The sequence below is a fragment of the Actinacidiphila epipremni genome (assembly GCF_012034175.1).
GTDB lineage: Bacteria > Actinomycetota > Actinomycetes > Streptomycetales > Streptomycetaceae > Actinacidiphila > Actinacidiphila epipremni.
In genome coordinates this window covers 99,671-122,521 of the sequence record NZ_JAATEJ010000021.1, presented here as the reverse complement: position 1 = coordinate 122,521, position 22,851 = coordinate 99,671, and the positions used below count along the sequence as shown (strand labels likewise).

The 22,851-nt window shown below is 75.2% G+C and carries 21 protein-coding genes; 13 read left to right on the top strand and 8 right to left on the bottom strand.

Features of this window, described 5'->3' with window-relative positions:
• Positions 1–7: 7 nt before the first annotated feature.
• Together HCN08_RS23930 and HCN08_RS36705 are read right to left on the bottom strand one after the other, a co-directional pair.
• A complete protein-coding gene (locus HCN08_RS23930; protein WP_167985287.1) occupies positions 8–523 on the bottom strand; it encodes a hypothetical protein in 516 nt (171 codons plus the stop codon).
• Entirely contained in the window at positions 520–1,623 is a 1,104-nt protein-coding gene (locus tag HCN08_RS36705) for a DUF4129 domain-containing protein (RefSeq protein ID WP_167985286.1), read from the bottom strand. The genes HCN08_RS23930 and HCN08_RS36705 overlap by 4 nt, the downstream gene beginning before the upstream one ends.
• A 216-nt stretch (positions 1,624–1,839) precedes the next feature.
• On the opposite strand from HCN08_RS36705, the gene HCN08_RS23920 reads away from it, so the two are divergent.
• A complete protein-coding gene (locus HCN08_RS23920; RefSeq protein WP_167985285.1) occupies positions 1,840–2,937 on the top strand; it encodes a baeRF3 domain-containing protein in 1,098 nt (365 codons plus the stop codon).
• 11 nt (positions 2,938–2,948) lie between these two features.
• Here HCN08_RS23920 and HCN08_RS23915 read toward each other — a convergent pair whose 3' ends face one another.
• Positions 2,949–3,572 carry a hemerythrin domain-containing protein gene (locus HCN08_RS23915; protein WP_322974639.1) on the bottom strand — a complete coding sequence of 208 codons (624 nt, stop codon included), beginning with the start codon at positions 3,570–3,572 and terminating at the stop codon, positions 2,949–2,951.
• A gap of 286 nt (positions 3,573–3,858) precedes the next feature.
• On the opposite strand from HCN08_RS23915, the gene sigJ reads away from it, so the two are divergent.
• Complete coding sequence (gene sigJ / locus HCN08_RS23910; protein ID WP_322974638.1) at positions 3,859–4,992, top strand: RNA polymerase sigma factor SigJ; 1,134 nt, start codon at positions 3,859–3,861, stop codon at positions 4,990–4,992.
• 8 nt (positions 4,993–5,000) lie between these two features.
• Here sigJ and HCN08_RS23905 read toward each other — a convergent pair whose 3' ends face one another.
• Positions 5,001–5,588 (bottom strand): SRPBCC family protein, encoded by a 588-nt coding sequence (locus HCN08_RS23905; protein WP_167985284.1) that lies wholly within the window; start codon positions 5,586–5,588, stop codon positions 5,001–5,003.
• 223 nt (positions 5,589–5,811) lie between these two features.
• Here HCN08_RS23905 and HCN08_RS23900 point away from each other — a divergent pair, with 223 nt between their 5' ends.
• The gene (locus HCN08_RS23900; protein ID WP_167985283.1) at positions 5,812–6,276 is read left to right on the top strand and encodes a universal stress protein; all 465 of its coding nucleotides are present in this window, start codon (positions 5,812–5,814) and stop codon (positions 6,274–6,276) included.
• A gap of 87 nt (positions 6,277–6,363) precedes the next feature.
• Here HCN08_RS23900 and HCN08_RS23895 read toward each other — a convergent pair whose 3' ends face one another.
• The gene (locus HCN08_RS23895) at positions 6,364–6,960 is read right to left on the bottom strand and encodes a winged helix-turn-helix domain-containing protein (protein WP_167985282.1); all 597 of its coding nucleotides are present in this window, start codon (positions 6,958–6,960) and stop codon (positions 6,364–6,366) included.
• A 384-nt stretch (positions 6,961–7,344) separates the two neighbouring features.
• Here HCN08_RS23895 and HCN08_RS23890 point away from each other — a divergent pair, with 384 nt between their 5' ends.
• Positions 7,345–9,447 carry an FUSC family protein gene (locus tag HCN08_RS23890; protein ID WP_167985281.1) on the top strand — a complete coding sequence of 701 codons (2,103 nt, stop codon included), beginning with the start codon at positions 7,345–7,347 and terminating at the stop codon, positions 9,445–9,447.
• Between the two features lie 49 nt (positions 9,448–9,496).
• Positions 9,497–9,643 (top strand): hypothetical protein, encoded by a 147-nt coding sequence (locus HCN08_RS23885; protein WP_167985185.1) that lies wholly within the window; start codon positions 9,497–9,499, stop codon positions 9,641–9,643.
• A gap of 41 nt (positions 9,644–9,684) precedes the next feature.
• On the opposite strand, the gene HCN08_RS23880 is transcribed toward HCN08_RS23885, so the two are convergent.
• The gene (locus HCN08_RS23880) at positions 9,685–10,914 is read right to left on the bottom strand and encodes an acyl-CoA dehydrogenase family protein (RefSeq protein WP_167985280.1); all 1,230 of its coding nucleotides are present in this window, start codon (positions 10,912–10,914) and stop codon (positions 9,685–9,687) included.
• Positions 10,915–11,062: 148 nt separating this feature from the next.
• Here HCN08_RS23880 and HCN08_RS23875 point away from each other — a divergent pair, with 148 nt between their 5' ends.
• From HCN08_RS23875 to HCN08_RS23855, 5 genes are all read left to right on the top strand, one after another.
• Positions 11,063–11,704, top strand: coding sequence for a TetR family transcriptional regulator (locus HCN08_RS23875; RefSeq protein ID WP_167985279.1), 642 nt, complete (start codon positions 11,063–11,065; stop codon positions 11,702–11,704).
• A 211-nt stretch (positions 11,705–11,915) separates the two neighbouring features.
• Positions 11,916–13,154, top strand: a complete 1,239-nt coding sequence (locus HCN08_RS23870; protein ID WP_167985278.1) for a MurT ligase domain-containing protein — start codon at positions 11,916–11,918, stop codon at positions 13,152–13,154.
• 34 nt (positions 13,155–13,188) lie between these two features.
• Positions 13,189–13,917 (top strand): type 1 glutamine amidotransferase, encoded by a 729-nt coding sequence (locus tag HCN08_RS23865; RefSeq protein WP_167985277.1) that lies wholly within the window; start codon positions 13,189–13,191, stop codon positions 13,915–13,917.
• A 183-nt stretch (positions 13,918–14,100) separates the two neighbouring features.
• The gene (locus tag HCN08_RS23860) at positions 14,101–15,126 is read left to right on the top strand and encodes a 6-phosphofructokinase (protein ID WP_167985276.1); all 1,026 of its coding nucleotides are present in this window, start codon (positions 14,101–14,103) and stop codon (positions 15,124–15,126) included.
• Positions 15,127–15,274: 148 nt separating this feature from the next.
• Positions 15,275–16,228 carry a cytochrome c oxidase assembly protein gene (locus HCN08_RS23855; protein ID WP_167985275.1) on the top strand — a complete coding sequence of 318 codons (954 nt, stop codon included), beginning with the start codon at positions 15,275–15,277 and terminating at the stop codon, positions 16,226–16,228.
• Positions 16,229–16,285: 57 nt separating this feature from the next.
• Here HCN08_RS23855 and HCN08_RS23850 read toward each other — a convergent pair whose 3' ends face one another.
• On the bottom strand, positions 16,286–17,038 hold the full coding sequence (locus tag HCN08_RS23850; protein ID WP_167985274.1) for a TetR/AcrR family transcriptional regulator: 753 nt from the start codon (positions 17,036–17,038) through the stop codon (positions 16,286–16,288).
• 178 nt (positions 17,039–17,216) lie between these two features.
• On the opposite strand from HCN08_RS23850, the gene HCN08_RS23845 reads away from it, so the two are divergent.
• The 3 genes from HCN08_RS23845 to HCN08_RS23835 all read left to right on the top strand — a co-directional run bounded on the left by HCN08_RS23845 (position 17,217) and on the right by HCN08_RS23835 (position 20,584).
• Positions 17,217–18,728, top strand: a complete 1,512-nt coding sequence (locus HCN08_RS23845; RefSeq protein ID WP_167985273.1) for an MFS transporter — start codon at positions 17,217–17,219, stop codon at positions 18,726–18,728.
• Between the two features lie 174 nt (positions 18,729–18,902).
• Positions 18,903–19,625: a lysophospholipid acyltransferase family protein gene (locus HCN08_RS23840; protein ID WP_167985272.1), complete on the top strand. Its 723-nt coding sequence runs from the start codon at positions 18,903–18,905 to the stop codon at positions 19,623–19,625.
• Positions 19,626–19,717: 92 nt separating this feature from the next.
• Positions 19,718–20,584: a TIGR02452 family protein gene (locus HCN08_RS23835; protein WP_167985271.1), complete on the top strand. Its 867-nt coding sequence runs from the start codon at positions 19,718–19,720 to the stop codon at positions 20,582–20,584.
• Between the two features lie 26 nt (positions 20,585–20,610).
• Here HCN08_RS23835 and HCN08_RS23830 read toward each other — a convergent pair whose 3' ends face one another.
• The gene (locus tag HCN08_RS23830) at positions 20,611–22,020 is read right to left on the bottom strand and encodes a glycoside hydrolase family 16 protein (RefSeq protein ID WP_240970371.1); all 1,410 of its coding nucleotides are present in this window, start codon (positions 22,018–22,020) and stop codon (positions 20,611–20,613) included.
• Positions 22,021–22,851: the final 831 nt, after the last annotated feature.

Genomic DNA, 22,851 nt, shown 5'->3' with positions numbered 1-22,851 from the left:
GGCGCGGTCACAGCGCCTCCAGCCGGTCGAGCAGGGCGCGCAGCACCTGCTCGGGGTGGTCGGGGGGCTGTGCGGGGCGGTGCCCGGGGTCGATCCACGGCCACAGATCGGGGCCGACCAGGGCCGCGGCCCGGCGCGGGTCGCGGTACATCTGCACGCCGTGCCGCTGGGCGAGCCGGGCGGCGAACAGCCGCTGCAGCTGGGGGCGCAGGGTGGTGTCGAAGTGGAGGTCGGCCCGGTCGCCGATCGACTTGTCGACAAGGCGCTGCCATTCGCCGAGCGCGGGGGCACGGCTGCCGAGCAGCCGGACGTTGCGGCGCAGGCCGCTGTCCTGGGCGGCGGCGCCGGAGACGTAGCGGGCGACGGCCAGGCCCGCGACGGTGCTGACGGCCAGCCCGGTGGCGGCGCCGGGCCAGCCGGCGGCGAGGCCGGGCAGGACGACGGCGGCGGCGCCGGTGGCGAGCAGCACCCGCAGCGAGTGGCGTACGGAGCCGGGGGCGCCGGGCTTCGGGGGTGTGCTCACCGGTCGCCTCCCGCGGGGCTCGGTCCGCCGGCCGCGGGCGCGGGCTGCTCGGCCCTGGCCGCCGCCACCCGGGCGGCGTGCTCGGCGAGCTGGGCGGCGATGGCGTCGAGGGCCGCGGCGGCGCGGTCCCGGTGGGCGGTGTCCATGGGGTGGGTGGAGTAGCGGGCCTCGCGGAACAGCGCGGTCAGGTCGGTGGCGTGCGGGCCGTCGAGCAGGCCGCTGCCGGCGGCGCGCTCCAGCAGGTCCTGCGGGCTGTCGGAGGCGCGGCGGGCGACGCCGGAGCGGGCCAGCGAGTCCTCCATGGCGGCGTAGCAGGCGATGACGGCGGCGCGCGGGTCGTCGCCGTCGAGCAGGGCGCGGCGCCCGGAGTCCACGGCGTCGGCGAGCAGGTCGTGGTCGCCGGGCGCCTGGCCGTAGGTGCCGGCGGTCCGCGGGACCGGTCCGCGGCGCAGCTGGCGCCACAGGTGGTAGGCGGCGAGCAGCACCGCGAGGACCAGCGCGGCGAGCAGGAGGTAGCCGAGCGCGTGCGGGACGTGGAACGACCAGCCGTGGGAGGGTGCCTGCGGCGGCCGGTCGTGCACCGGGGGCGGATCGACGGGGATGCGGGAGGGCGGGACGCGGCGGCTCTGCTCGGGCGGGGTGCCGGAGCCGCCGGGGAAGCGGTGCATCAGCAGCAGCATGAGCGGTACGAGCAGGGCCGCGCCGATGAGCGTGAACCGCACGGCGTCGGCAAGCCGCTGCTCGACGGCGGGCAGGTTCTGGTCGTAGCCGAGGCTCCTGCGGTAGCGGGCGCTGATCGCCAGGCCCGCGGCGAGGCAGCCGAGCGAGACCAGGATGACGACGGCGGTGTTGCCGGCGGGCCCGGCGCTGTCGGCGAACAGCCCGCGGCTGGGGCGCAGCAGCACGCCGGCCAGCGCGGTCCCGGCGACGGCGAGGGTGGCCAGTGCCGCGCCCGCCGCTGCCGCCGCGCCCGCGGGGCGGGACCGGCCGTCCCCCGGGCCGGGCGGGTACGCACCCGGCGGCGCGGCCCCCGCGGGCGGCGTGTCGGCCGCCTGCGCCGCGGGCCCTCCCCTGCCGGCTGTGGCGTCCTGCGCGCTCACCGCCGCCTCCCCTCGTCGAAGTCGGAAGCTTCGCACACGGGTACGGCACTGTCAGCAGCGGCCCCGCCGGTGGCCGGCGCGCGGCGGCCCGCCCGGCACCCCGCGGCACCGGCCACGAGCTGCGGGGGGCGGCACATTGATATATCCAGGAAGGGACGAAGAGACGCCCCGGGGGACGTCTCCGGCACATGATGCAGCCGCCGAAAGGGCACCGCTATGCACGCGCCGATAAGCCCCGCGATCCTCGCCGACCTGCGCCGTCCGCGGCCCTACCCGGCCGTCTCGATCCTGCTGCCGACCCACCGCCGCGAGCCGGACAACGCGCAGGACGCAGTGCGGCTGCGCAATCTGCTGGAGGAGGCCAAGGACGCGGTGCACAACGACCCGGAGGTCTCGCGGGCCGACCGGATCGATGTGATCGGGCAGCTGGACCAGGCGCTCGGCGAGATCGACCTGGTGCACGCCGAGGACGGCCTGGCGATCTTCGCCGCGCCCGGCGAGCACCAGGTGTGGACGCTGGCGCGCACGGTGCCGGCGCGGGTGCTGCTCGCGCAGACGTTCCTGACCCGCAACCTGGTGGCCGCGCACGTGGCGAACCGGCCCTACTGGGTGCTGGCGCTGTCGGCGGACGTCGCCACGATGTGGAGCGGGTCGAAGGGGCGGGCGCTCGAACAGGTCACCGGCACCTTCCCGGTGCGTCGGGAGCCGGCGGAGTTCGACCCCGAGCGCCAGGAGCAGATCGGCGACACGCCGAGCACCTTCAACGACGAGCGGACCCGGCAGTTCCTGCGGGAGGTGACCGAGCGGGCGGGCGTGGTCATCGCCGCCGATCCGCAGCCGCTGTACATCGTGGCCGAGGCGGAGGCGCTGGCGGCGCTGGACGAGGCGGGCAAGCTGGTCAAGGAGCCGGCCGAGCAGATCGTGCAGGGCGGGCTCGCCGAGGGGCCGGCCGAGGCGCTGCGGCAGGCGCTGGCGGAGGCGGCGGGGCGGCGGGCGCAAGAAGAGGTCAGGTCGGTCCTGGACGAGCTGGACGAGGCCCGCAGCAGCAGGACGTTCGCGGGCGGCGTGGACGAGGTGTGGCAGTCGGTGGCCGAGGCCCGGGTGGACCTGGTGGCGATCGAGGACGGTTTCCGTACGACGGTGCGCGACGACGGCGACCACCTCGTGCCGGCCGCCACCGGCGACCGGGGCGCGCGGGACGACATCGTCGACGAGATCGCCGAGCAGGCCCTGGACACCGGTGCGCGGGTGCGGTTCGTGCCCGACGGCGAGCTGGCCGAGGTGGGGCACGTCGCGGCGGTGCTGCGCTACTAGGCGGCGCGGGCTCAGTGCTGCCAGAGGGCCTTCCTGCGGTAGCCGCGCTGCCACAGGACCTTGTTGACCACCCGCACCGGCGGCGGGAAGGCGCCCAGGAACTCGCGCTCCTCGGCGGGGGTGGCGCCGTCGACGACCCACGGGATGTACGTGGCGACGCCCTTGACGCCGAGGTTGCGGGCGTTGGCCAGGCCGAACCTCTTCCATTCGGCGCGGGTCAGGACGTCGCCGATGAGCGGCAGGGCGCTGTCCTCCTCGTGCCGGAAGTGGTGGTCCATCACCTGGTAGAGCTCGTCGACGCGGGCCTGGAGGGCGGGGTCGGAGGTCTTCAGGGCGGTGTCGACGGCCTCGATGCGCGGGCCGAGGTCGGCGTGCTCCTGCTCCATCTGCTGCATCAGCCGCTGGTCGTCGGGCCGGCCGCCGATCTTGGCCTCGACCTGGGGCCACAGGGCGGCGTCCTCGACGCTGTGGTGGTTGTGCAGCTGGTGGCTGAAGTTCTCCCAGCCCGCCCGGACGTGCGGGGACTGGGCCTTGCCGGCCTGCGCGGCGGCGGCCAGCCGGCGCAGGTCGCGGCGGAACGCGCGGTGCGTCGCGATCATGATGGTGAAGTCGATGTCCTGCTGCGTGTCGGCCACGGTGGCCTGCTCCCTGTCGTACGTGGTCGGTCGCGCCGTCCCGGGCGGGGCGGCGGCGGGGCCACGACGGCCCGGCGGCTCCCCCCTGCCCGCCCGTCGCCGGGCGTACACCGCCGGGCCGCCACGGGTGCGGCCCACGGTGATGAGAGGGCGGGCGGGGCGCGGGTGTGACAGCGGCGCGCCGCACGGCGAGACACGTGTCACACCGGTGGCCGCCGATGTCACGCTGGAGGGCGCGCCGTCCCTCTCATGGGCATCGGGGAAACGCGTCACAGGAGGCTCCATCGTGTCCGACTCACCGGCCGTCGCCGGCCCGGCGGCGGGCGACCGCGCGACCGCGGACTTCGTCAGCCATCGCGAACTGCTGTTCTCGGTGGTCTACAACATGCTCGGCTCCGTCTCGGACACCGAGGACGTGCTCCAGGAGACCTGGCTCGCGTGGTCGCGGCGCGCCGGCGACACGGCGGGCGAGCCGATCGGCAACCCGCGCGCGTACCTGGTGCGGATCGCGGTGAACCAGGCGCTCGCGCGGCAGGCCAGCATCAGCCGGCGGCGCGAGACGTACATCGGGCCGTGGCTGCCCGAGCCGCTGGCCACCGGTGCCACGCCGCAGACCGAGGACAGCGCGCAGGCGGCGCGGGCGGCGGACGCGGCGGAGTCGGTGCTGCGCGGCGAGTCGGTGTCGATGGCGATGCTGGTGGTGCTGGAGACGCTGACGCCGCTGGAGCGGGCGGTGTTCGTGCTGCACGAGGTGTTCGGCTACGCGCACGGCGAGATCGCCGGGATCCTGGGGCGTACGCCGGCGGCGGTGCGGCAGCTGGCGCACCGGGCGCGTGAGCACGTGCAGGCGCGCCGGCCGCGCTACCAGGCCGACCGGCGGCTGCAGCAGCAGGTGACCGAGCGGTTCATCGCGGCGGCGCTGGGCGGCGACCTGGCGGGCCTGATGAGCCTGCTGGCGCCCGATGTGACGCTGTGGGCGGACGGCGGCGGCAAGCCGGGGGCGCTGGTGCGGCCGGTCTCCGGGCGGGAGAACGTGGCCAGGCTGCTGACCGGTTACGCCTCCCGGCGGCTGCCGCGCACCGCCGACATCCGCTACCGGCAGGTGAACGGCGACCCGTCGGTGGTCGTCGTCACCGACGACTCCCCCAGCGCGGTCATGGTCGTCGACCTGGACGCGGCCGGCGACAAGGTCACCGACATCTACCTGGTGGTCAACCCGGAGAAGCTGTCCGGGGTGGGCGCGGAGGACGCGGAGGGCACAGGGGGCGCGGGCGATCCGGGGCGCGACGGGGAGGGCGGGGCGTCGTGGCTGCCCGGGGAGGCGGACGGGCCCGGACATGCGGGTGCCCCGGCCGGGACGGGGGGACCAGGCCGGGGCGGTCGCCGTGACGGGCTCGGGGGCGCCCGGTCACACGATTAGTTTAACACTCAATGAGCGTAGTCGAATCCGCCCGGCGCAGAGGACGCCGGCAGCGCGGCAGCGCCCGCCGGCGCCGCGGCGGGCGGGCCGGCGGCGGGCGGCGGCGGTCCGGTGAGCGCGGCGGGGGCGGTGGGTGCGGGCGCGGCGGTGGGGGCGGCGGCGGGGAGGGGGCCGCCGAGCAGGTCGCGGAACTTGCGGGCGTCGACGGGCAGGTCGCGGCGCCAGGCCATCGCGATGACGGGGGCGAGCAGCAGCAGCGCGGCGCTCAGGCAGCTGGTGACCGACAGCCGGACCATCGTGCCGTCGGCGCGCGGGATCAGGTCGAACGCGTAGACCGGCACCTGGGTGCCCAGCGGGCTCCACATGCGCTGGCCGCGGAAGACTATGCGGCGCGAGGGCTGGAAGTCGGCGCACACCAGCCGGTGCGGCCGGCGCCTGCCGGGGTAGCGGTAGCGGTACTGGGCATCGCGGCCCGGCACGACGTCGTCGGGATCGACGGAGCTCACGCCGGAGCTCCACAGGGCGAGGTTGCGGGCGTCGGCGAGAAAGTCGAAGACCTCGGTGTCCGGCCTCGGCACGAAAACACTCGTGGACACGCTCGGCATGACAAACCTCCCCGGTAGCGGCGTGGGCGGCGTGCCGGGCGCGGGGCGCGGACCTGACCGTGGTGCGCGCCGGGCGCAGGGGCGCCGCCTGTTTCACTCCTCCCGAGAAGCGTGCCCCGCAAAGGTGCACATGTCGTGGCAATACACCCATTGGGGTGAACACGCTGTGTGCTCGGGGATGAAACCGCAGGCCGCAGGCCGATAGCCTGGCCGCGTGGACGAGCAGAAATCCCCCGTGCGGTTCGAACGCGGTACCGACGGGCCGAAGGTCATCGTGGCCGGACTCGACGGCACCGACTCGTCCTGGCGCGCCGCCGCCTATGCCGCGGGGCTCGCCCGCCGGCAGAACGCGCTGCTGGCGCTCGTCTACGTCCAGCCGTACCTGCCGGGCGGGGCCGCGCTCGGCGTCCCGGTCTCCGAGGTGGACACCGGGATCGCCGATCAGCTGGTGGCCGAGATCCGCCGCTCGGTGGAGCGGCTGCGCGGCACCTTCCAGGTGCGGTGGGAGTTCCACACCTTCCGCGGCGACGCCTTCGGCGGGCTGGCCGCGGCGGCCGACGAGCTCAAGGCCGACGCGGTCGTGGTCGGCGCCTCGGAGCGGGCCGGCCACCGGCTGGTGGGCTCGGTGGCCGTCCGGCTGGTGAAGGCGGGCAAGTGGCCCGTCACCGTCGTGCCGTAGCCGGGGCCGTAGGCATAGCCGTAACCGGGACGCCGCGGGGGCCGGGGTGCCTGCCCGGGCCCGCGCGGCGGGGTGCCGCGGCGGGGCCTACGGGTGGGCGGGGGTGTACTTGTAGCCGACCCTGCGCACCGTGACGATGCTGCCGCGGTGGGCGGCGCCGAGCTTGCGGCGCAGCCGGGCGATGTGGACGTCGACGGTCCGGCCGTCGCCGACGTGGCCGTAGCCCCACACCGTGGTGACGAGCTGGTCGCGCGAGTGCACCCGGTGCGGATGCGCCACCAGGTGCGCGAGCAGCTCGAACTCCAGGTAGGTCAGGTCCAGCTGACGGCCGTCCACCTCGGCGGTGCGGCGGTCGGGGTCGATGCGCAGCGCCGGTGCGCCGGGCGCGGCCGGCGGCTGCGGGGAGGGCGCCGGTACGGGGTCGGCGGCCGGGGCCGGGGCGGGCGCCGCGGTCTCGGCGGGCACCAGCACCAGGTAGCCGACCATCGGGGCGCCGCCCGGGACGGCCGGCAGGACATGGCCCGGGGCGGGCAGCCAGGTGGCGCCGGGCGGCAGGAAGTCGGGGGCGGGCGGCACCTCGTCGGGGCGCACCGCGCGCAGCCGCTGCCGGGCGGCGTGCGGCGCGGGCACGGTGGTGCGGGCGGTGCCGGGGGAAAGGTGGGGTGCGGTGGGCACGTTCGACATGGCTCGGCTCTTTCGCGCGAAGGGTCGTGGGACTCCGTTGTGCGCGGGAGGCGTCGTCTGCTGCCGCCGGGCCGCTTCGGGCCGGGTCTGGGGGCAGGTCAGCGGGGCTCGCCGGTCCGCGCGGGGATCGCGCGGCAACACCAGCGGTCGAAGTGGTGCTCCTGCCGGGACGGCCAGAAGGGTTCGAGGTCGTTGCGACCTGTCCCGGGGTCAGTAGTGCCGGCCATGTCCCCCATTGAAGCAGAAGGCGGCGGGCGGGTGTGAGGGGTGCGGGCCTCCCGGGGCGTGGCGGGCGTCACGTCGCGGCTCGCGGCGGGCCGGCGGCGCGGCCCGGGCGGGCCGCGCGGCGCCCTGGGCGCGGCTGATCTGCCTATTCTCTGCTGCATGACGTGGTTGCGTGCGCTGCGGAGGACCGCGCGGTCGGGCCTGCGGGTCGAACGGCCCCGGCTGGAGCCGCTGGTGGCGCTGCGCGCGGCGGCCGGCGTCGCGATCGTGGTCGGGCTCGCGCTGTGGCTGTGGTCGCCGCCGGTCGCGGCGTCCTCGGCCTTCGGGGCGTTCGCGGCGGGGGTGGCGACCTTCCAGCGCAGCTGGCGGCCCCGTCCGCTACTGGCGCTGGCGAGCGGCGCGGGGCTCGCGGTGAGCACGTTCCTGGGGTATCTGGCCGCGTCCCATGTGGTGCTGTTCGTGCTGCTGCTGGCGGTGTGGTCGTTCGGCGCGGGGATGGCGTGGGCGCTGGGCCCGACGACCGGCATGGTGGCGTCGCTGACCATCGCGGTGATGCTGGTGACGGTCACGCTGCCGACGTCGGTGCTCAGCGCGCTGCACCACGCGGGGCTGGTGGCGCTCGGCGCGCTGGTGCAGGCCGCGCTCATCGTGCTCTTCCCGGTCCGCCGGTGGGGCGCGCAGCGCGACGCGCTGGCCGACGCGTTTGCGGCCGAGGCGGACTACGCGCGGCGGCTGCGGTACGAGCCGGTCGCGCCCTTCGACGCCGACGCGCTGATGGCCGCGCGCCAGGCGGCCGAGCTGACGCCGCGCCAGGCCCGGCGGCGCCCGGAGGAGTTGCACGGGCAGCGGACGCTGGCCGAGCGGATCCGCCCGGTGCTGGCCTCGCTCGCCGACCCGACGGTGGGCGCGGCGGCCGAGGGGCCGGAACGCGAGCGGGCCCGCGAGGTGCTGGCGGTGGCCGCGTCGGTGCTGGACGCGGTGGCGCACTCGATCCGCACCGGCGGCCCGCTGGAGCTGCCCGAGCGCGCCGACGCGCTGCTGAGCGCGGACGCGCCCGGCGCGGAACTGACCGGCGCGGCACGCCGGTCGGCGACCCGGCTGGTGGCGCTGCTGTCGGCGGCGGTGGAGCGGGCGGAGGGCTCCGGGCCCTCGGACGCGACCGGGACCGCGCACCTGCTGCGCCCCTCGGTCGGCGAGCTGCTGCCGACCGCGGTACGCACGGTCCGCCGCCAGGTGCGCTGGGACTCGCCGGTGCTGCGGCACGCGCTGCGGGTGTCGGTGGTGGCCGCGGCCGGTTATGTGCTGGGCGCCGCGCTGCCGCTGGGGCACGGCTACTGGGCGCCGATGGCCTCGGTGATGGTGATGCGCCCGGACTTCTCCCAGACCTACGAGCGCGGGGTGGCCCGCTTCGCCGGTTCGCTGGTGGGCGTCGCGCTGGCCAGCGCGATCACCCAGACCGCGCATCCGGGCACCTACGCGCTGGCGGGCCTGGCGGTGCTGAGCATCGGGCTGATGTACCTGCTGATGCGCAGCGGTTACGTCGTCGCGCAGGCGTGCGTGGGCGCGTATGTGGTCTTCCTGCTGGGCATGGGCGGCACGCAGCTGGAGCAGACCGTACGCGACCGGGTGCTGCTGACGCTGCTGGGCGGGCTGCTGGCGATGCTGGCGTACGCGGTCTTCCCGGCGTGGGAGACGCCGCGGCTGCGCGACCGGCTCGCGGAGTGGACCGAGGCGACATGCGGCTATGTGGCGGCGGTGATGGACGCGCACGCCGACCCCGCGCGGCGGCGGCCGGGCGCGGTGCGCGGGGCGCTGCTGGACCTGCGGGCGGCGGGCGCGGCCTGGGACCAGGCGGTGGCCAGGGCGGACGCGGAGCCGGTGCGGCACCGGGGGGTGTCGCGCAGCGCGGTGCGGGACGCGGACGCGGCGCTGTCGGCGGTGGGGCGGGTCGGGCTGCTGATGGAGGCGCACCAGCCGGCCAAGGACGCCCCGCCGGTGCCGGAGGCCGCCCGGTTCGCCGCGGTGCTGCGCGAGGCGACCGGGGCCGCGGCGGCGGACGTACGGCGGCGGCGGGCGCCGGACTGGTCGGCGCTGCACGCGGAGCTGGCGCGCTGGCCGTCCGACCCGGCCGGCGACCGGGTGGTGCGGCGCGGCGCGGAGCTGCTGGCCGACACGCTCGACGAGCTCACCGAGGCGCTGCGCCCCAGGTCCGCGGGCCGCCGGCATCCGGCCGAGGGACCCGGGCGACCCGCGGCGCGGTAGCGGCGGGGGCCGGGTCTAGTCTGGGGGGCCGGAGCAGAAGGAGCCTTCCATGCACATCGGCGCGATCCACGACATGACGACCCTCGCGGTGTCGAACTCCCCGGGGCCCGGTCCGGTCATGCGCACCGTCCTGGTGGTGTCGGTGGTCGGCGTGGCGCTGATGGCGTGGTTCCTGCTGCGCGGCTACGGCAAGTGAGGCGCTGAGCGCACCCCTGCCCGGGGTGCGCCCCGGGTGCCTCAGCGGATCGGCAGGCCCGACAGGGTGCGGGCGATGACCAGGCGCTGGATCTCGCTGGTGCCCTCGAAGATGGTGTAGATCGCGCTGTCGCGGTGCATCCGCTCCACCGGGTACTCGCGGGTGAAGCCGTTGCCGCCGAGGATCTGGACGGCCTGGGCGGTGACCTTCTTGGCGGTCTCGCTCGCGAAGAGCTTGGACATCGAGCCCTCGGCCGAGGTGAACTGCTTCCCGGTGGCGGCCATCCAGGAGGCCCGCCACACCAGCAGCCGGGCGGCGTCTATCCGGGTCCGCATGTCGGCGAGCTGGAAGGCGACGCCCTGGTTGTCGATGATGGGCCGGCCGAACTGGGTGCGCTCCTTGGCGTACTCCAGCGCGTATTCGTACGCGGCCCGCGCGGTGCCGACCGCCATCGCGCCGACGGCGGGGCGGGAGGCCTCGAAGGTGGCCATCGCGGCGTTCTTGATCCGCTCCGCGCCGCCGGTCCTGACCCGCTCGCGGGCCCGGGCCAGCCGCTCGTCGAGCTTGTCCTTGCCGCCGAGCAGGCAGTCGCCGGGGACGCGTACGCCGTCCAGGACGACCTCGGCGGTGTGGGAGGCGCGGATGCCGTGCTTCTTGAACTTCTGCCCCTGCGACAGGCCGGGGGTGCCGGGCGGCACGATGAAGGAGGCGTGGCCGCGGGTACCGAGGTCGGGGTCGACGACCGCGACGACGACGTGGACGTTGGCGATGCCGCCGTTGGTGGCCCAGGTCTTGGTGCCGTTGAGCACCCACTCGCCGGTGGCCTCGTCGTAGGTGGCACGGGTGCGCATCGCGCCGACGTCGGAGCCGGCGTCGGGCTCGGAGGAGCAGAAGGCGGCGACCTTGACGTCGTCGGCGTCGCCGTACATCTGCGGGACCCAGGTGCCGATCTGCTCCTCGGTGCCGTTGGCGAGCACGCCGACCGCGGCCAGGCCGGTGCCGACGATGGACAGGGCTATGCCGGCGTCGCCCCAGAAGAGCTCCTCCATCGTCATCGGGATGCCGAGTCCGGTGGGGTCGAAGAACTGCTGGGCGTAGAAATCCAGCGAGTACAAGCCGATTTTCGCCGCTTCCTGGATGATGGGCCAGGGCGTCTCCTCACGCTCGTCCCACTCGGCGGCGGCCGGGCGCATCACGTCCGCGGCGAAGCCGTGGATCCAGTCGCGGACCGACCGCTGGTCGTCATCGAGGTCGAGCGTGAAGCCGCCCATCGTCCCCTCCACATGCTAGTTACTTGCGGTAACAGCAGTCTGTTACCGTCGGGTAAGCGGTGTCAACTCGCCACGACGCATCGGGGCTAGCGGTCCAGGGGTGTTACGTTGCGCGCAGACCACCGGCAAGCGGACGACGGGAGGCCAGGTGGAGACCGGCCAGCGGCACGAGCAGCAGACGGCCACGCAGCGGCGGCGCACCGAACTGCTGGAGGCCGCCGAACGGGTCGTCCTGCGGGACGGCCCCGAGGCGTCGATGAACGCCATCGCGGCCGAGGCCGGCATCACCAAGCCGATCCTCTACCGGCACTTCGGCGACAAGAGCGGGCTGTACCGGGCACTGGCCAAGCGGCACACCGACGCGCTGCTGGCGACGCTGCGCGCCGCGCTGGACTCCCCCGGCGACCGCCGCGACCGCGTCGAGGCCACCTTGCACGCGTACCTGTCGGCGATCGAGACCCGGCCGCAGGTCTACCGCTTCCTGATGCACCCCGCCGAGACCCCCTCCGACGAGCGCGGCTTCGACGTCGGGCGGCACTCGGTCCCGCTGCTGCGCCGGATGGGCGAGGACCTGGGCGAGGTGATAGCCGAGCGGCTCGACCTCGGCCCCGACACCCGGCAGGTCGCCCGGGTCTGGGGGCACGGCATCGTCGGGATGATGTACGCCGCCGGCGACTGGTGGCTGGGCGAGCGCCCGCTGTCCCGCGACCTCCTGGTACGCCACCTGGCCGATCTGCTGTGGGGCCGGCTCGCCGAGGCCGGCGACCGGGCGGGCAGCCCCGGGCTGTGAGCGCGGCGCCGGCGCGTGGCGCCGCGCGTACGGTGACCGGCGGATTGCCTGCGGGCGCCGAAGTGCGGGTCCGGGCCGCGGAGTCGATAGGCTGACCTCGACCGGAACTTGCCGGCCGCCCCGGCGGTCGCCCCGGGGGGACCGGACACCGGCCGCCCGCGGGCCTCCACCGCGGCCCGCAGCCGAGCCGGATGCTGGAGGGAAGACGACGATGGCAGGCAAATCGGAGCCGCTGACGCCGCGGGCGAAGCTGGCCGTGACGGCGGGCAAGGCAGCCGCGGCGGTGTCGCGCGCGGCGGGCAAGGGCAGCGGGTCGGTGATCGGCGGCAAGGTCGCCCTGCGCCTGGACCCCGACCTGCTGGCGCGGCTCGCCCGGCACCTGGACGTGGTGCTGGTGTCGGCCACCAACGGCAAGACCACCACGACCCGGCTGCTCGCCGAGGCGCTGCGGGCCGGCGGCCCGGTCGTCTCCAACGCGCTGGGCGCCAACATGCCGGCCGGCATCACCTCCGCGCTCGCCGGCGGCTCCGACGCCCGCTTCGGCGTCATCGAGGTCGACGAGAAGTACCTGGCGGGGGTGGCCCGGGATGTCGCGCCCAAGGCCATCGCGCTGCTCAACCTCTCGCGCGACCAGCTCGACCGCGCCGCCGAGACCCGGATGCTCGCCGAGAAGTGGCGCGAGGGGCTGGCCGGGGTCGAGGCCATCATCATCGCCAACGCCGACGACCCGCTGATCACCTGGGCGGCGTCCTCCAGCCCCACCGTGGTGTGGGTCGCGGCCGGCCAGTCCTGGAAGGACGACGCCTGGTCGTGCCCGTCGTGCGGCGGCGTGCTCCAGCGCCCCGGCGACGACTGGTACTGCGCCGAGTGCGGCTTCCGCCGCCCCACCCCGACCTGGGCGCTGTCCGGCGACCACGTCGTGGACCCGTACGGCGTCGCCTGGCCGATCCACCTGCAGCTGCCGGGCCGCGCCAACAAGTCCAACGCCGCGGTGTCGGCCGCCGCCGCGGCGGCCTTCGGCATCGACCCCAAGGTCGCGCTGGAGCGGATGTACAAGGTGCAGGCGGTCGCCGGGCGCTACGACGTGGTGACCTTCCAGCAGCGCGAGCTGCGGCTGCTGCTGGCGAAGAACCCGGCGGGCTGGCTGGAGACGTTCTCGCTCATCGACGGCCCGCCGACGCCGGTGGTGCTGTCGGTCAACGCCCGCGGCGCGGACGGCACCGACACCTCCTGGCTGTGGGACGTGGACTACACCCGGCTGGCCGGCCACCCCATCATGGTCATCGGCGACCGCAAGCTGGACCTCGCGGTGCGCCTGGAGGTGGCCGGGCTGCAGTTCACGGTGTGCGCCGACCTCGACGAGGCCGTCAGGACCGCGCCCCCCGGCCGTATCGAGACCATCGCCAACTACACCGCCTTCCAGGACCTGCGCCGCCGCGTCGGCAACTGACCCCGCGCCGCCCGCCGACCGAGGAGAAGCCCCTATGAGTGAGTCCAGCCTGCGCCTGGTGTGGGTCTACCCCGACCTGCTGAGCACCTACGGCGACCAGGGCAACGCGCTGGTGGTGGAGCGCCGGGCGCTCCAGCGCCGGGTCCCGGTGACCCGGGTGGACGTGCGCTCCGACCAGCCCGTCCCGACCTCCGGCGACATCTACCTGATCGGCGGCGGCGAGGACCGCCCGCAGCGGCTCGCGGCCGAGCGGCTGCGCCGCGACGGCGGGCTGAACCGGGCGGTCGCCAACGGCGCGATCGTCTTCTCGGTGTGCGCCGGCTACCAGATCCTCGGCCACGAGTTCGTCAACGACCTCGGCCGCCCCGAGCCGGGCCTGGGGCTGCTGGACGTGGTCAGCACCCGCGGCGAGGGCGCCCGCTGCGTCGGCGACGTGCTGGCCGACATCGACCCGCAGCTGGGCCTGCCGCCGCTGACCGGCTTCGAGAACCACCAGGGCATCACGCACCTGGGCCGTACCGCCCGGCCGTTCGCCCGGCTGCGGATCGGCCGCGGCAACGGCACCGGGGACGGCACCGAGGGCGCGTTCAACGACACCGTCTTCGGCACCTACATGCACGGCCCGGTGATGGCGCGCAACCCGCACATCGCCGACATGCTCATCAAGCTCGCCCTGGACGTCAACGCGCTGCCGCCCACCGACGACCGCTGGTACGACGCGCTGCGCGCCGAGCGGATCGCGGCGGCCACCCAGCCGGCCTGACGCGGGGCGGGGGCGGGCCGCGGGCAAGCCGCCGCGCGGCCTTCGCCCGGAGTTCGGGCAATCGTCAGGTGTCCGCAGTTCGGTCGGCGTGGAGGCGCGGGCGCAAGGCTCGGTAAGCTTGCCGTGATCCATCCGGACGACGGGGTCCGGCCGCCCGGACGAGCTGCGGGAGTATCGAGAGCAATGCGTATTGGTGTGCTGACCAGCGGCGGCGACTGCCCCGGGCTGAACGCCGTCATCCGGTCCGTCGTGCACCGCGCCGTCGTGGACCACAGTGACGAGGTCATCGGCTTCCACGACGGGTGGAAGGGCCTGCTCGAGTGCGACTACCGCAAGCTCGACCTGGACGCCGTGAGCGGCATCCTGGCGCGCGGCGGCACGATACTCGGCTCCTCGCGCGTGCAGCCGGCACACCTGCGCGGCGGCGTGGAGCAGGCCCGGGGCCATGTGGCGGACCTGGGCCTGGACGCGATCATCCCGATCGGCGGCGAGGGCACCCTCAAGGCGGCCCGGCTGCTGTCCGACGCGGGCCTGCCGATCGTGGGCGTGCCCAAGACCATCGACAACGACATCGCCTCGACCGACGTCACCTTCGGCTTCGACACCGCCGTGACGGTGGCGACCGAGGCGCTGGACCGGCTGAAGACCACCGCCGAGTCGCACCAGCGGGTGCTGATCGTGGAGGTCATGGGCCGGCACACCGGGTGGATCGCGCTGCACTCGGGCATGGCGGCCGGCGCGCACGCGATCGTGGTGCCGGAGCGGCCCTTCGACGTCGCGGAGCTGACGGCGGTCGTCGGCAAGCGGTTCGAGGCGGGCAAGAAGTTCGCGATCGTGGTCGTCTCGGAGGGCGCCAAGCCCCGCGAGGGCACGATGGACTTCACCGCCGGCGCCACCGACGTCTACGGGCACGAGCGCTTCAGCGGGGTCGCCAACCAGCTCTCGGTGGAGCTGGAGGAGCGGCTCGGCAAGGAGGCCCGCCCGGTCATCCTCGGCCATGTGCAGCGCGGCGGCACGCCCACCGCGTACGACAGGGTGCTCGCGACCCGGTTCGGCTGGCACGCGGTGGAGGCCGTGCACGGCGGGCGGTTCGGGATGATGACCGCGCTGCGCGGCACCGACATCACGCTGGTGCCGCTGGCCGAGGCCGTCGAGCAGCTCAAGACCGTGCCCGCCGAGCGCTACACCGAGGCCGAGTGCGTGCTGTGAGGTCCGCGCGCCGCTGACCTGGTCGTACCGCCACGTGCGCGGCGAGGCCGCCCCCGCCCGGAGTCCGGGACGGGGGCGGTTCTACTCTGGTGCGGGCAGAACGGTCGAATCGGCCCGCTGCCCGGTCGGCGCGACGGAGGAGTGACGGATGGACCACGGCGGACACGGTATGCACATGGACCTGCCGCCGTTCACCCTCGCCCGGGGCCTGGCCTTCAGCGGTGAGCCCTTCTTCCTGACCGGCTGCCTGCTGGGGCTCGCGCTGTACGGCTGGGGAGTGCTGCGGCTGCGCCGGCGCGGCGACAGCTGGTCGCCGGGGCGGACGGCCGCCTTCGTGCTGGGCGTGCTGACGGTGGGCCTGACGATGTGCACCCGGCTCAACGACTACGGCATGGTCATGTTCAGCGTGCACATGGTGCAGCACATGATCCTGAGCATGCTCTCGCCGATCCTGCTGCTGCTGGGCGCGCCGGTGACGCTGGCGCTGCGGGCGCTGCCGACGGCCGGCCGCGGGCGGACCGGGCCGCGCGAGCTGCTGGTGAAGCTGCTGCACAGCCGGTACGTCGCGGTGATCTCGCATCCGGCGTTCACCCTGCCGCTGTTCGTGGCGAGCCTGTACGCGCTGTACTTCTCGCCGCTGTTCGACACGCTGATGCGCAGCGACGCCGGGCACATCGCGATGATGGTGCACTTCCTGGCGGTGGGGCTGCTGTTCTTCTGGCCGATCATGGGCGTGGACCCGGGCCCGCACCGGCCGGGCTATGTGATGCGGATGCTGGAGCTCTTCGCGGGGATGCCCTTCCACGCGTTCTTCGGTATCGCGGTGATGATGGCGAGCGAGCCGCTGGTCACCACGTTCAAGCACCCGGCGGCGTCGCTGGGCGTGGATGCGCTGAGCGACCAGACGGCGGCCGGCGGCATCGCGTGGGCCTTCAGCGAGATCCCCTCGGTGGTGGTGCTGATCGCGCTGCTGATGCAGTGGTACACCTCGGAGCAGCGGCAGGCACGGCGCACGGACCGCGCGGCCGACCGGGACGGCGACGCCGAGCTCGTGGCGTACAACGCGTATCTGGCCTCGCTCCAGGGGCGCGGGCGGGGCTGAGCCGGCTTCCCCCGGGGCCGGTCCTGGGCCGCTCCCCGGCCTTCGCGGGGGCCGGGGTCAGGCGCGGACCGGGGCCAGGGCGGCGAGTCCGGTGAGCAGCAGGTCCAGGCCGAACTCGAAGCGCTCGTCGCCGACGTCGCGGGTCAGCTCGGCCGCCATGCCGGTGAGCATCGGGAAGCGGTCGGGCGGCAGCGCCGCGATGTAGCGGTCGGCCCGCCCTGCCAGGGCCTCGCCGGCCGGCCGGCCGGCGTCGGCGGACCTGGCCCGTACCGCCTCCTCGGCGGCGATGCCGCTGACGTAGAGGCTCAGCGCGTCCACGCCGTACGCGCACGCCTGCTTGGGCAGGCCGGCCGAGGCGAGGATGGCCAGGATCGCCTCGGAGGTGACGGTGACGCTCTCCCCGGTGGGGAAGCCGATCTCGGGCAGCAGCCGGGCGAGGTCGCCGTGCGAGACCAGCACCCGGCGCACCAGGCGGAGCACGTCCTTGATCTGCTCCTGCCAGCGCTGCGGATCCGGCGGCGGGCAGCGCACCTCGGTCAGCGCACGGTCCAGGACGAGGTGGATCAGGTCCTCGCGGCCCGAGACATGCGCGTAGAGCGACGCCGGGCCGGTGCCCAGTTCCTGCGCGATGCGGCGCATGGTCATCGCGTCGACGCCCTCGGTGTCGATGATGTGCAGCGCCGCGGTGACGATCGCCTCCCGGGTGAAGACCCGCCGGGGGGCGGCGCGGCGCGGGCGCTCCCAGGGCGGGACGGGCGCGGCCTGCCCGGACGGCTCAGCCGGTGCGGCCTGCTCGGACGGCTGGGCCATGGCGGCACCTCCTCACGGGGACGGACACGCTCACCGTACTCGATACGAACGCCGTTCGTGCGGGAACGAACAGCGTTCTTGACACGAACGGCGTTCGCCACCTAGAACGGTGTTCGTCATCACACGAACAGCGTTCGCGCCGCGCTCCGCCCCGGCGCCCCAAGCGAAGGGCCCCACCATGACCGCACCGCACTCCGACCCGCCCGGCCGGGACACCGCCGTCGGGGTCCGCACCGCCGGGGACGCCCCGGCGCGCGGCGGGACCGGGCCCGCGAAGGCTCCGGCCGCCGGGCCGGAGGCGGACCGCGGGCGGGCGCTGCGCCGGCTCGGCCTCGCCGTGGTCCTCGCCGTGGAGGTGATGGACCTGCTCGACGCGACGATCGTCGGGGTCGCCTCCCCCGCCATCCAGGCCGACTTCGGCGGCAGTTCCACGCAGATCCAGTGGATCGCGGCCGGCTACACGCTGGCCTTCGCGGTGCTGATGATCACCGGCGCCCGGCTCGGCGACATCGTGGGCCGCCGCCGGATGTTCCTGATCGGCGTCGCGGGCTTCGGCCTGTGCTCGCTGCTGTGCGCCTGCGCGACCTCGCCGGGCATGCTCATCGGGATGCGGGCCGCGCAGGGCGGCTTCGCCGCGATGATGGTGCCGCAGGGCCTGGGCCTGGTCCGCGAGCTGTTCCCGCCGGAGGACCTCGGCGCGGCCTTCGGGGTGTTCGGCCCGGTCATGGGCCTCGGGGCGGTCGCCGGGCCGGTGCTCGGCGGCTACCTGACCGACGCGGACCTGCTGGGCACCGGCTGGCGGGCGGTCTTCCTGATCAATGTGCCGATCGCGCTGGCCGCCTTCGCCGTGGCCCTGCGGGTGCTGCCGGAGAGCCGGGCCCCGCACAGGCCGAAGCTGGACCCGGTGGGCGTGCTGCTGCTGAGCACCGCGGTGCTGGCGCTGGTCTATCCGCTGGTGCAGGGCCGCGACCTCGGGTGGCCGCTGTGGTCGTACCTGCTGATGGCCGCCTCGCTGCCGGTCTACGCGGTCTTCGCCCGGCACCAGGGGTGGGTGCGGCGGCGCGGCGGCTCACCGCTGCTGGAGCCGGGGCTCTTCCGGCACCGCGGCTTCACCGGGTCGCTCGCGGCCGGGCTGGTCTTCTTCGCCGCGCTGACCGGGCTGATGCTGATCGTGCCGCTGTACCTGCAGTTCGGGCTCGGCTACAGCGCCCAGCGCGCGGGGCTGGCGATGGTGCCGTGGGCGCTCGGGTCGGCGATCGGCGCGACGCTGTCGGGTGCCTGGCTGGGGCGGAAGTTCGGCCGGGTGGTGCTCCAGGGCGGGCTGCTGCTGGCGGCCGTGGGCATCGGGGTGGTCGCGCTGACGGTGCACGCGGCGGGCACGCCGGGCGTGTGGCAGCTCGTCCCGGGGCTGCTGGTCAGCGGGATCGGGCTCGGCATGGTGATGGCGCCGTTCTTCGACATCGCGCTGGCCGGGGTGTCGGACGAGGAGGCCGGGTCGGCGTCCGGGGTGCTCAACGCGGTGCAGCAGCTCAGCGGTTCGGTGGGCGTCGCGGTGCTGGGCACGGCCTTCTTCTCCCGCGCCGGGCACGGGATGAACGCGGCGGTGGAGTCGACGCTGCTGATGGCCGGCGGCGGGCTCGTGGTCGCCGCCGCGGTGGCCTTCCTGATGCCGCGCCGGGCCGCGCACTGAGCCGTACGGCCGGGGGGACCCGGCATCCGGCCGGCGGGACGCGGCAGCGGGCGCCGGCCGGCGGCGCCCGCGCTGGTCGGCGGGGCGGGGCGGGCACTACTCTGCCGGGACGCCGGTGCGACCGGCGGCGCGGCCCGGGCGTACCGGGACCGGTGGTGGAGGGGGAGCGGGCCCGTGTTCTACACGGTACTCAAGTACGTCTTTCTCGGGCCTTTGCTGCGGCTGTTCTTCCGGCCGCGCATCGAGGGCCTGGAGAACGTCCCGGAGACGGGGGCCGCCATCATCGCGGGCAACCACCTGTCCTTCTCCGACCACTTCGTGATGCCGGCGATCCTGCCGCGCCGCATCACCTTCCTGGCCAAGGCGGAGTATTTCACCGGGCCCGGGCTCAAGGGCCGGCTGACGGCGGCCTTCTTCCGCGGCATCGGGCAGATCCCGGTCGACCGCTCGGGCGGGTCGGCCTCGCAGTCGGCGATCGACGCGGCGCTCGGGGTGCTGGGCCGCGGCGAACTGCTCGGCATCTACCCCGAGGGCACCCGCTCGCACGACGGCCGGCTCTACCGCGGCCGGACCGGCGTCGCGGTGATGGCGCTGCGCGGGAACGCGCCGGTGATCCCGTGCGCGATGCTCGGCACCTTCGAGCTCCAGCCGCCCGGCCGGAAGTTCCCGCGCCTGGGCCGGGTCACCATCCGCTTCGGCGAGCCGCTGGACTTCCGCCGCTTCCAGGGCCTTGAGGGCCAGCGCGCGGTGGTGCGGGCGGTCACCGACGAGATCATGTACGCGGTGATGGCGCTGTCGGGCCAGGAGTACGTGGACCGGTACGCGGCCGAGGTGAAGGCCGAGCAGGAGGGGCGCAAGGGCGTGGCCTCGCGGCTGCGGCGCGGCGCGCAGCCCTGAGCCGTGCCCGGCGGGGGCCGGGGTCACGGGGGCGCCCGGCCGGAGGATAACCGGTCGCGGGGCGGGGCGGGCGGCCCGTAGCGTGAGGGCCCGTGAGTGCACGACTGCGCAACATCGCCCAGGAGAACGAGCGTTACGTCGCCGAGGGCGGCTACCGGGGGCCCGGCGGCCAGTGGGTCGACCTGGCCGCGGGCGTCACGGCCGCCGCCGGCGGCACCGCACTGTTCGGCCCCGAGCCGGTGCCGGTGCCCGCGGCGGCGCCCGGCCCCGGGGCCGCCTGCACCGTCACCGGCGAGGACAGCCTGGGCGCGGCCCGCCGGCTGGCCGCGGCGGGCGGCGGGCCCGTCGCGGTGCTGAACTTCGCCTCCGCCCGCAACCCCGGCGGCGGCTACCTCAACGGGGCGCAGGCGCAGGAAGAGGCGCTGTGCCGGGCGTCGGCGCTCCACACGTGCCTGCTGCGCGCCCCCGGCTTCTACGCCCACCACCGCGAGCACCGCGACCCGCTCTACACGCACCGGGTGATCCACTCCCCCGCCGTGCCGGTCTTCCGCGACCCGCGCGGCGCCCTGCTCGACACCCCGTGGACGGCGGGCTTCCTGACCTCGCCCGCGCCCAACGCCGGGGTGGTCGCGCGGACGGCGCCGGAGCGCCTGCCGGAGGTGGGCCCGGCGCTCGACGCCCGGGCCGAACGGGTGCTGGAGGTGGCGGTCGCGCAGGGCTACCGGCGGCTGGTGCTGGGCGCGTGGGGCTGCGGTGTCTTCCGCAACGACCCGGCGCGGGTGGCCGCGGCCTTCGCCGTACTGCTGCGGCCGGGCGGGCGGTTCGCGGCGGCGGTCGACGAGGTGGTCTTCGCCGTGCTGGAGCGGCAGCCGGGCGGGCCCGCCCGCGCGGCCTTCGACGCCGCGTTCGCCGGCCGCCACGGGGCCGGCGGGCCGCGGGTGGGGCCGGCCGCGGGCTGAGCACGCCCGGCGGCCGGCCCGCCGGGTCAGCTCTGCGTGTAGGTGTAGTGCGGGGAGTCGTACTGCGGGCCGTTCTTCTCGTAGGTGAACCAGTAGGTGAGGGTCGTGCCCGGATTGAGGGTGACGTCCTGGGTCCAGGTGCCGGCGTTGTTCGCCATCCGGAAGTTCTGCTGGCCGGCGCCGTTGACGAGGTAGTGGACGTCGACGTAGGCGGCGGGGGTCGTCGGGCGGAAGGTGATGCGCGCCTGGGTGCTGCTCACCCGGTCCACGCCGGCGGTGTAGTCCGGCGTCGTGGTGCTGCCGCCGGTGGAGCCGCCGGCCGTGGTGCCGCTCGTCGTACCGGAGGACGTACCGGACGAGGTGCCGCTGCTGGTGCCGCTGGACGTGCCGGACGAGGTACCCGTGGACGTGCCCGTGGACGTACCGGTGGACGTGCCGCCGGCCGTCGAGCCGGAGCCGGCCTTCTGGTAGACCGCGAACCAGTCGACGCTCATCGACGCGCCCGAGGTGATGCTGCCGGCCTGCGCGGCCGACGAGCAGCCGCAGACCTTGTCGGGGTAGGAGCCGGCGATCGCCAGGTCGAAGATCGCCATGAAGCCGTGGTCGACGGCGGCCTGCCAGACGCCGGCCGAGACCTGGTTCTCGTTGACGGTGAAGGTCGTCGTGCCGTCGAGGGAGAAGCGCAGCTGCTCGGCGGCGGTGTTGGTGCGGTCGATGACGACGGAGTAGGTGTGGAAGGCGGTCTGGCAGCCGGCGCACGGCTGGAGGTCGCTGGTGATGCCGTCGGGGTCGTGGCACTGGCCGGCCCACACGTCGCAGTGGAAGGTCGTGGAGTGCCGGCTGAGCGCGTTGACGTCCTCCATGATGTCCAGCTCGCCGATGCCGGGCCAGTTCGTCGCGCCGACCGGCCGTGCCGCGCCGCCCATCGCCCAGAAGGCCGGCCAGTAGCCGAGGCCGCTGGCCGGGTCGGGCTGCCGGATGGAGGCGCTCATCTGGAGCTGGCCGCCGGCCGGGGCGGCGAAGTCGGTGCGCTGTGTCTCGATGCGGCCGGACGTCCAGCGGCCGGCGCCGTCCCTGATGGCCTTGATGACCAGATGGCCCTGGCCGTCCTGGTAGACGTTCTGCGTCGAGTCGGTGGCCGACTCGACCTCGCCGGTGCCCCAGTTGCCCGCGGCGCCCGGGTAGTTGTAGCCGGTACCGAGGTCGTAGAGCCAGTTCGTACGGTTCAGGCCGGTGCCGGACGCGCCGGTGAAGTCGTCGCTGAAGACGGTGGTCCAGCCGGCCGGCGGGGCGGGCACGGCCGCCGCGGCGGTGCCGCCGGTGCCGGCGAGGCCGAGGAGCGTGCCGAGGAGGGTGACCAGGACGCTGCCGAGGGTCAGCGACAGGCGCGGGCGGGTACCTCGGGGCCGGCGGCCCGTGCGGAGGGGGGTTCTCATCGCTGTGCTCCTTTCGGGCAAGGAGGCGGTGGGGGGATCGATGAGGTGCGGACAGGGTGAGGGTGGCGCAGCATCGCGGGCGCCGCAATGGTCCGGACAATTGTCATGTGCGCCGCAACGAACGCAGCAACGCGCGCCGTACGGTGGCGCGTTCGGGCGAGCGCCATGACGGCACGGGGGGACGACCGGTCCGGCGCGCAGGTTCCGGTGCGAGGGGGGTGCGCCGGGCCGGTGGGGCGTCCCGCGGCGTGGGGCCGCCGCGGGACGCTTGGTTAGCAGCTACTAGCTGATGGCTGACGCGACGGAACCCTAGCCCCGACTCCGGCCCCCGGCAAGGCTTCTGACGGTTCGGCACCGCAGCCGCAGCTCCGCGGCGCCCGTTCACGACCGGAACGCCGGCCCGGCCACCCTCGCGGCCCCGCCCCGGGCCGGTCCCGGCCGCCGCCGTCCGCCGCCGGCCGTCCGCCGCCGCGGCCCCGGACGGCCGCCCCTGCGGCGGCGATCCGCACCCCCGCGGCCCACCTGCGGCGCTCCCCCGCGCCGGCTCGGCGGTACGGCCGCCGGGCTCCCCCGGGCCGCGGCTCCGAAAATTTTCGACCGGCCGCGGCGGCGTTCCCGCACGTGGGAGCTTCGCTCCGGGTGCGTTCGACTCATGAACGCCGACGCGCCGCTTGACGCGCCAAAACGCCGTCTGCCTTCATGAGTTGCCGACGCCCGGCGGATGGGGCCCGCCGCGGCGTCCGGTCCCCGGCGTCTTGTGCCGTCGGCGACCTCAGCACCGGGAGCGCTCCCACGGCAGTCCTGCGGGGGCGCGTCCCCCCACCGTCCGGG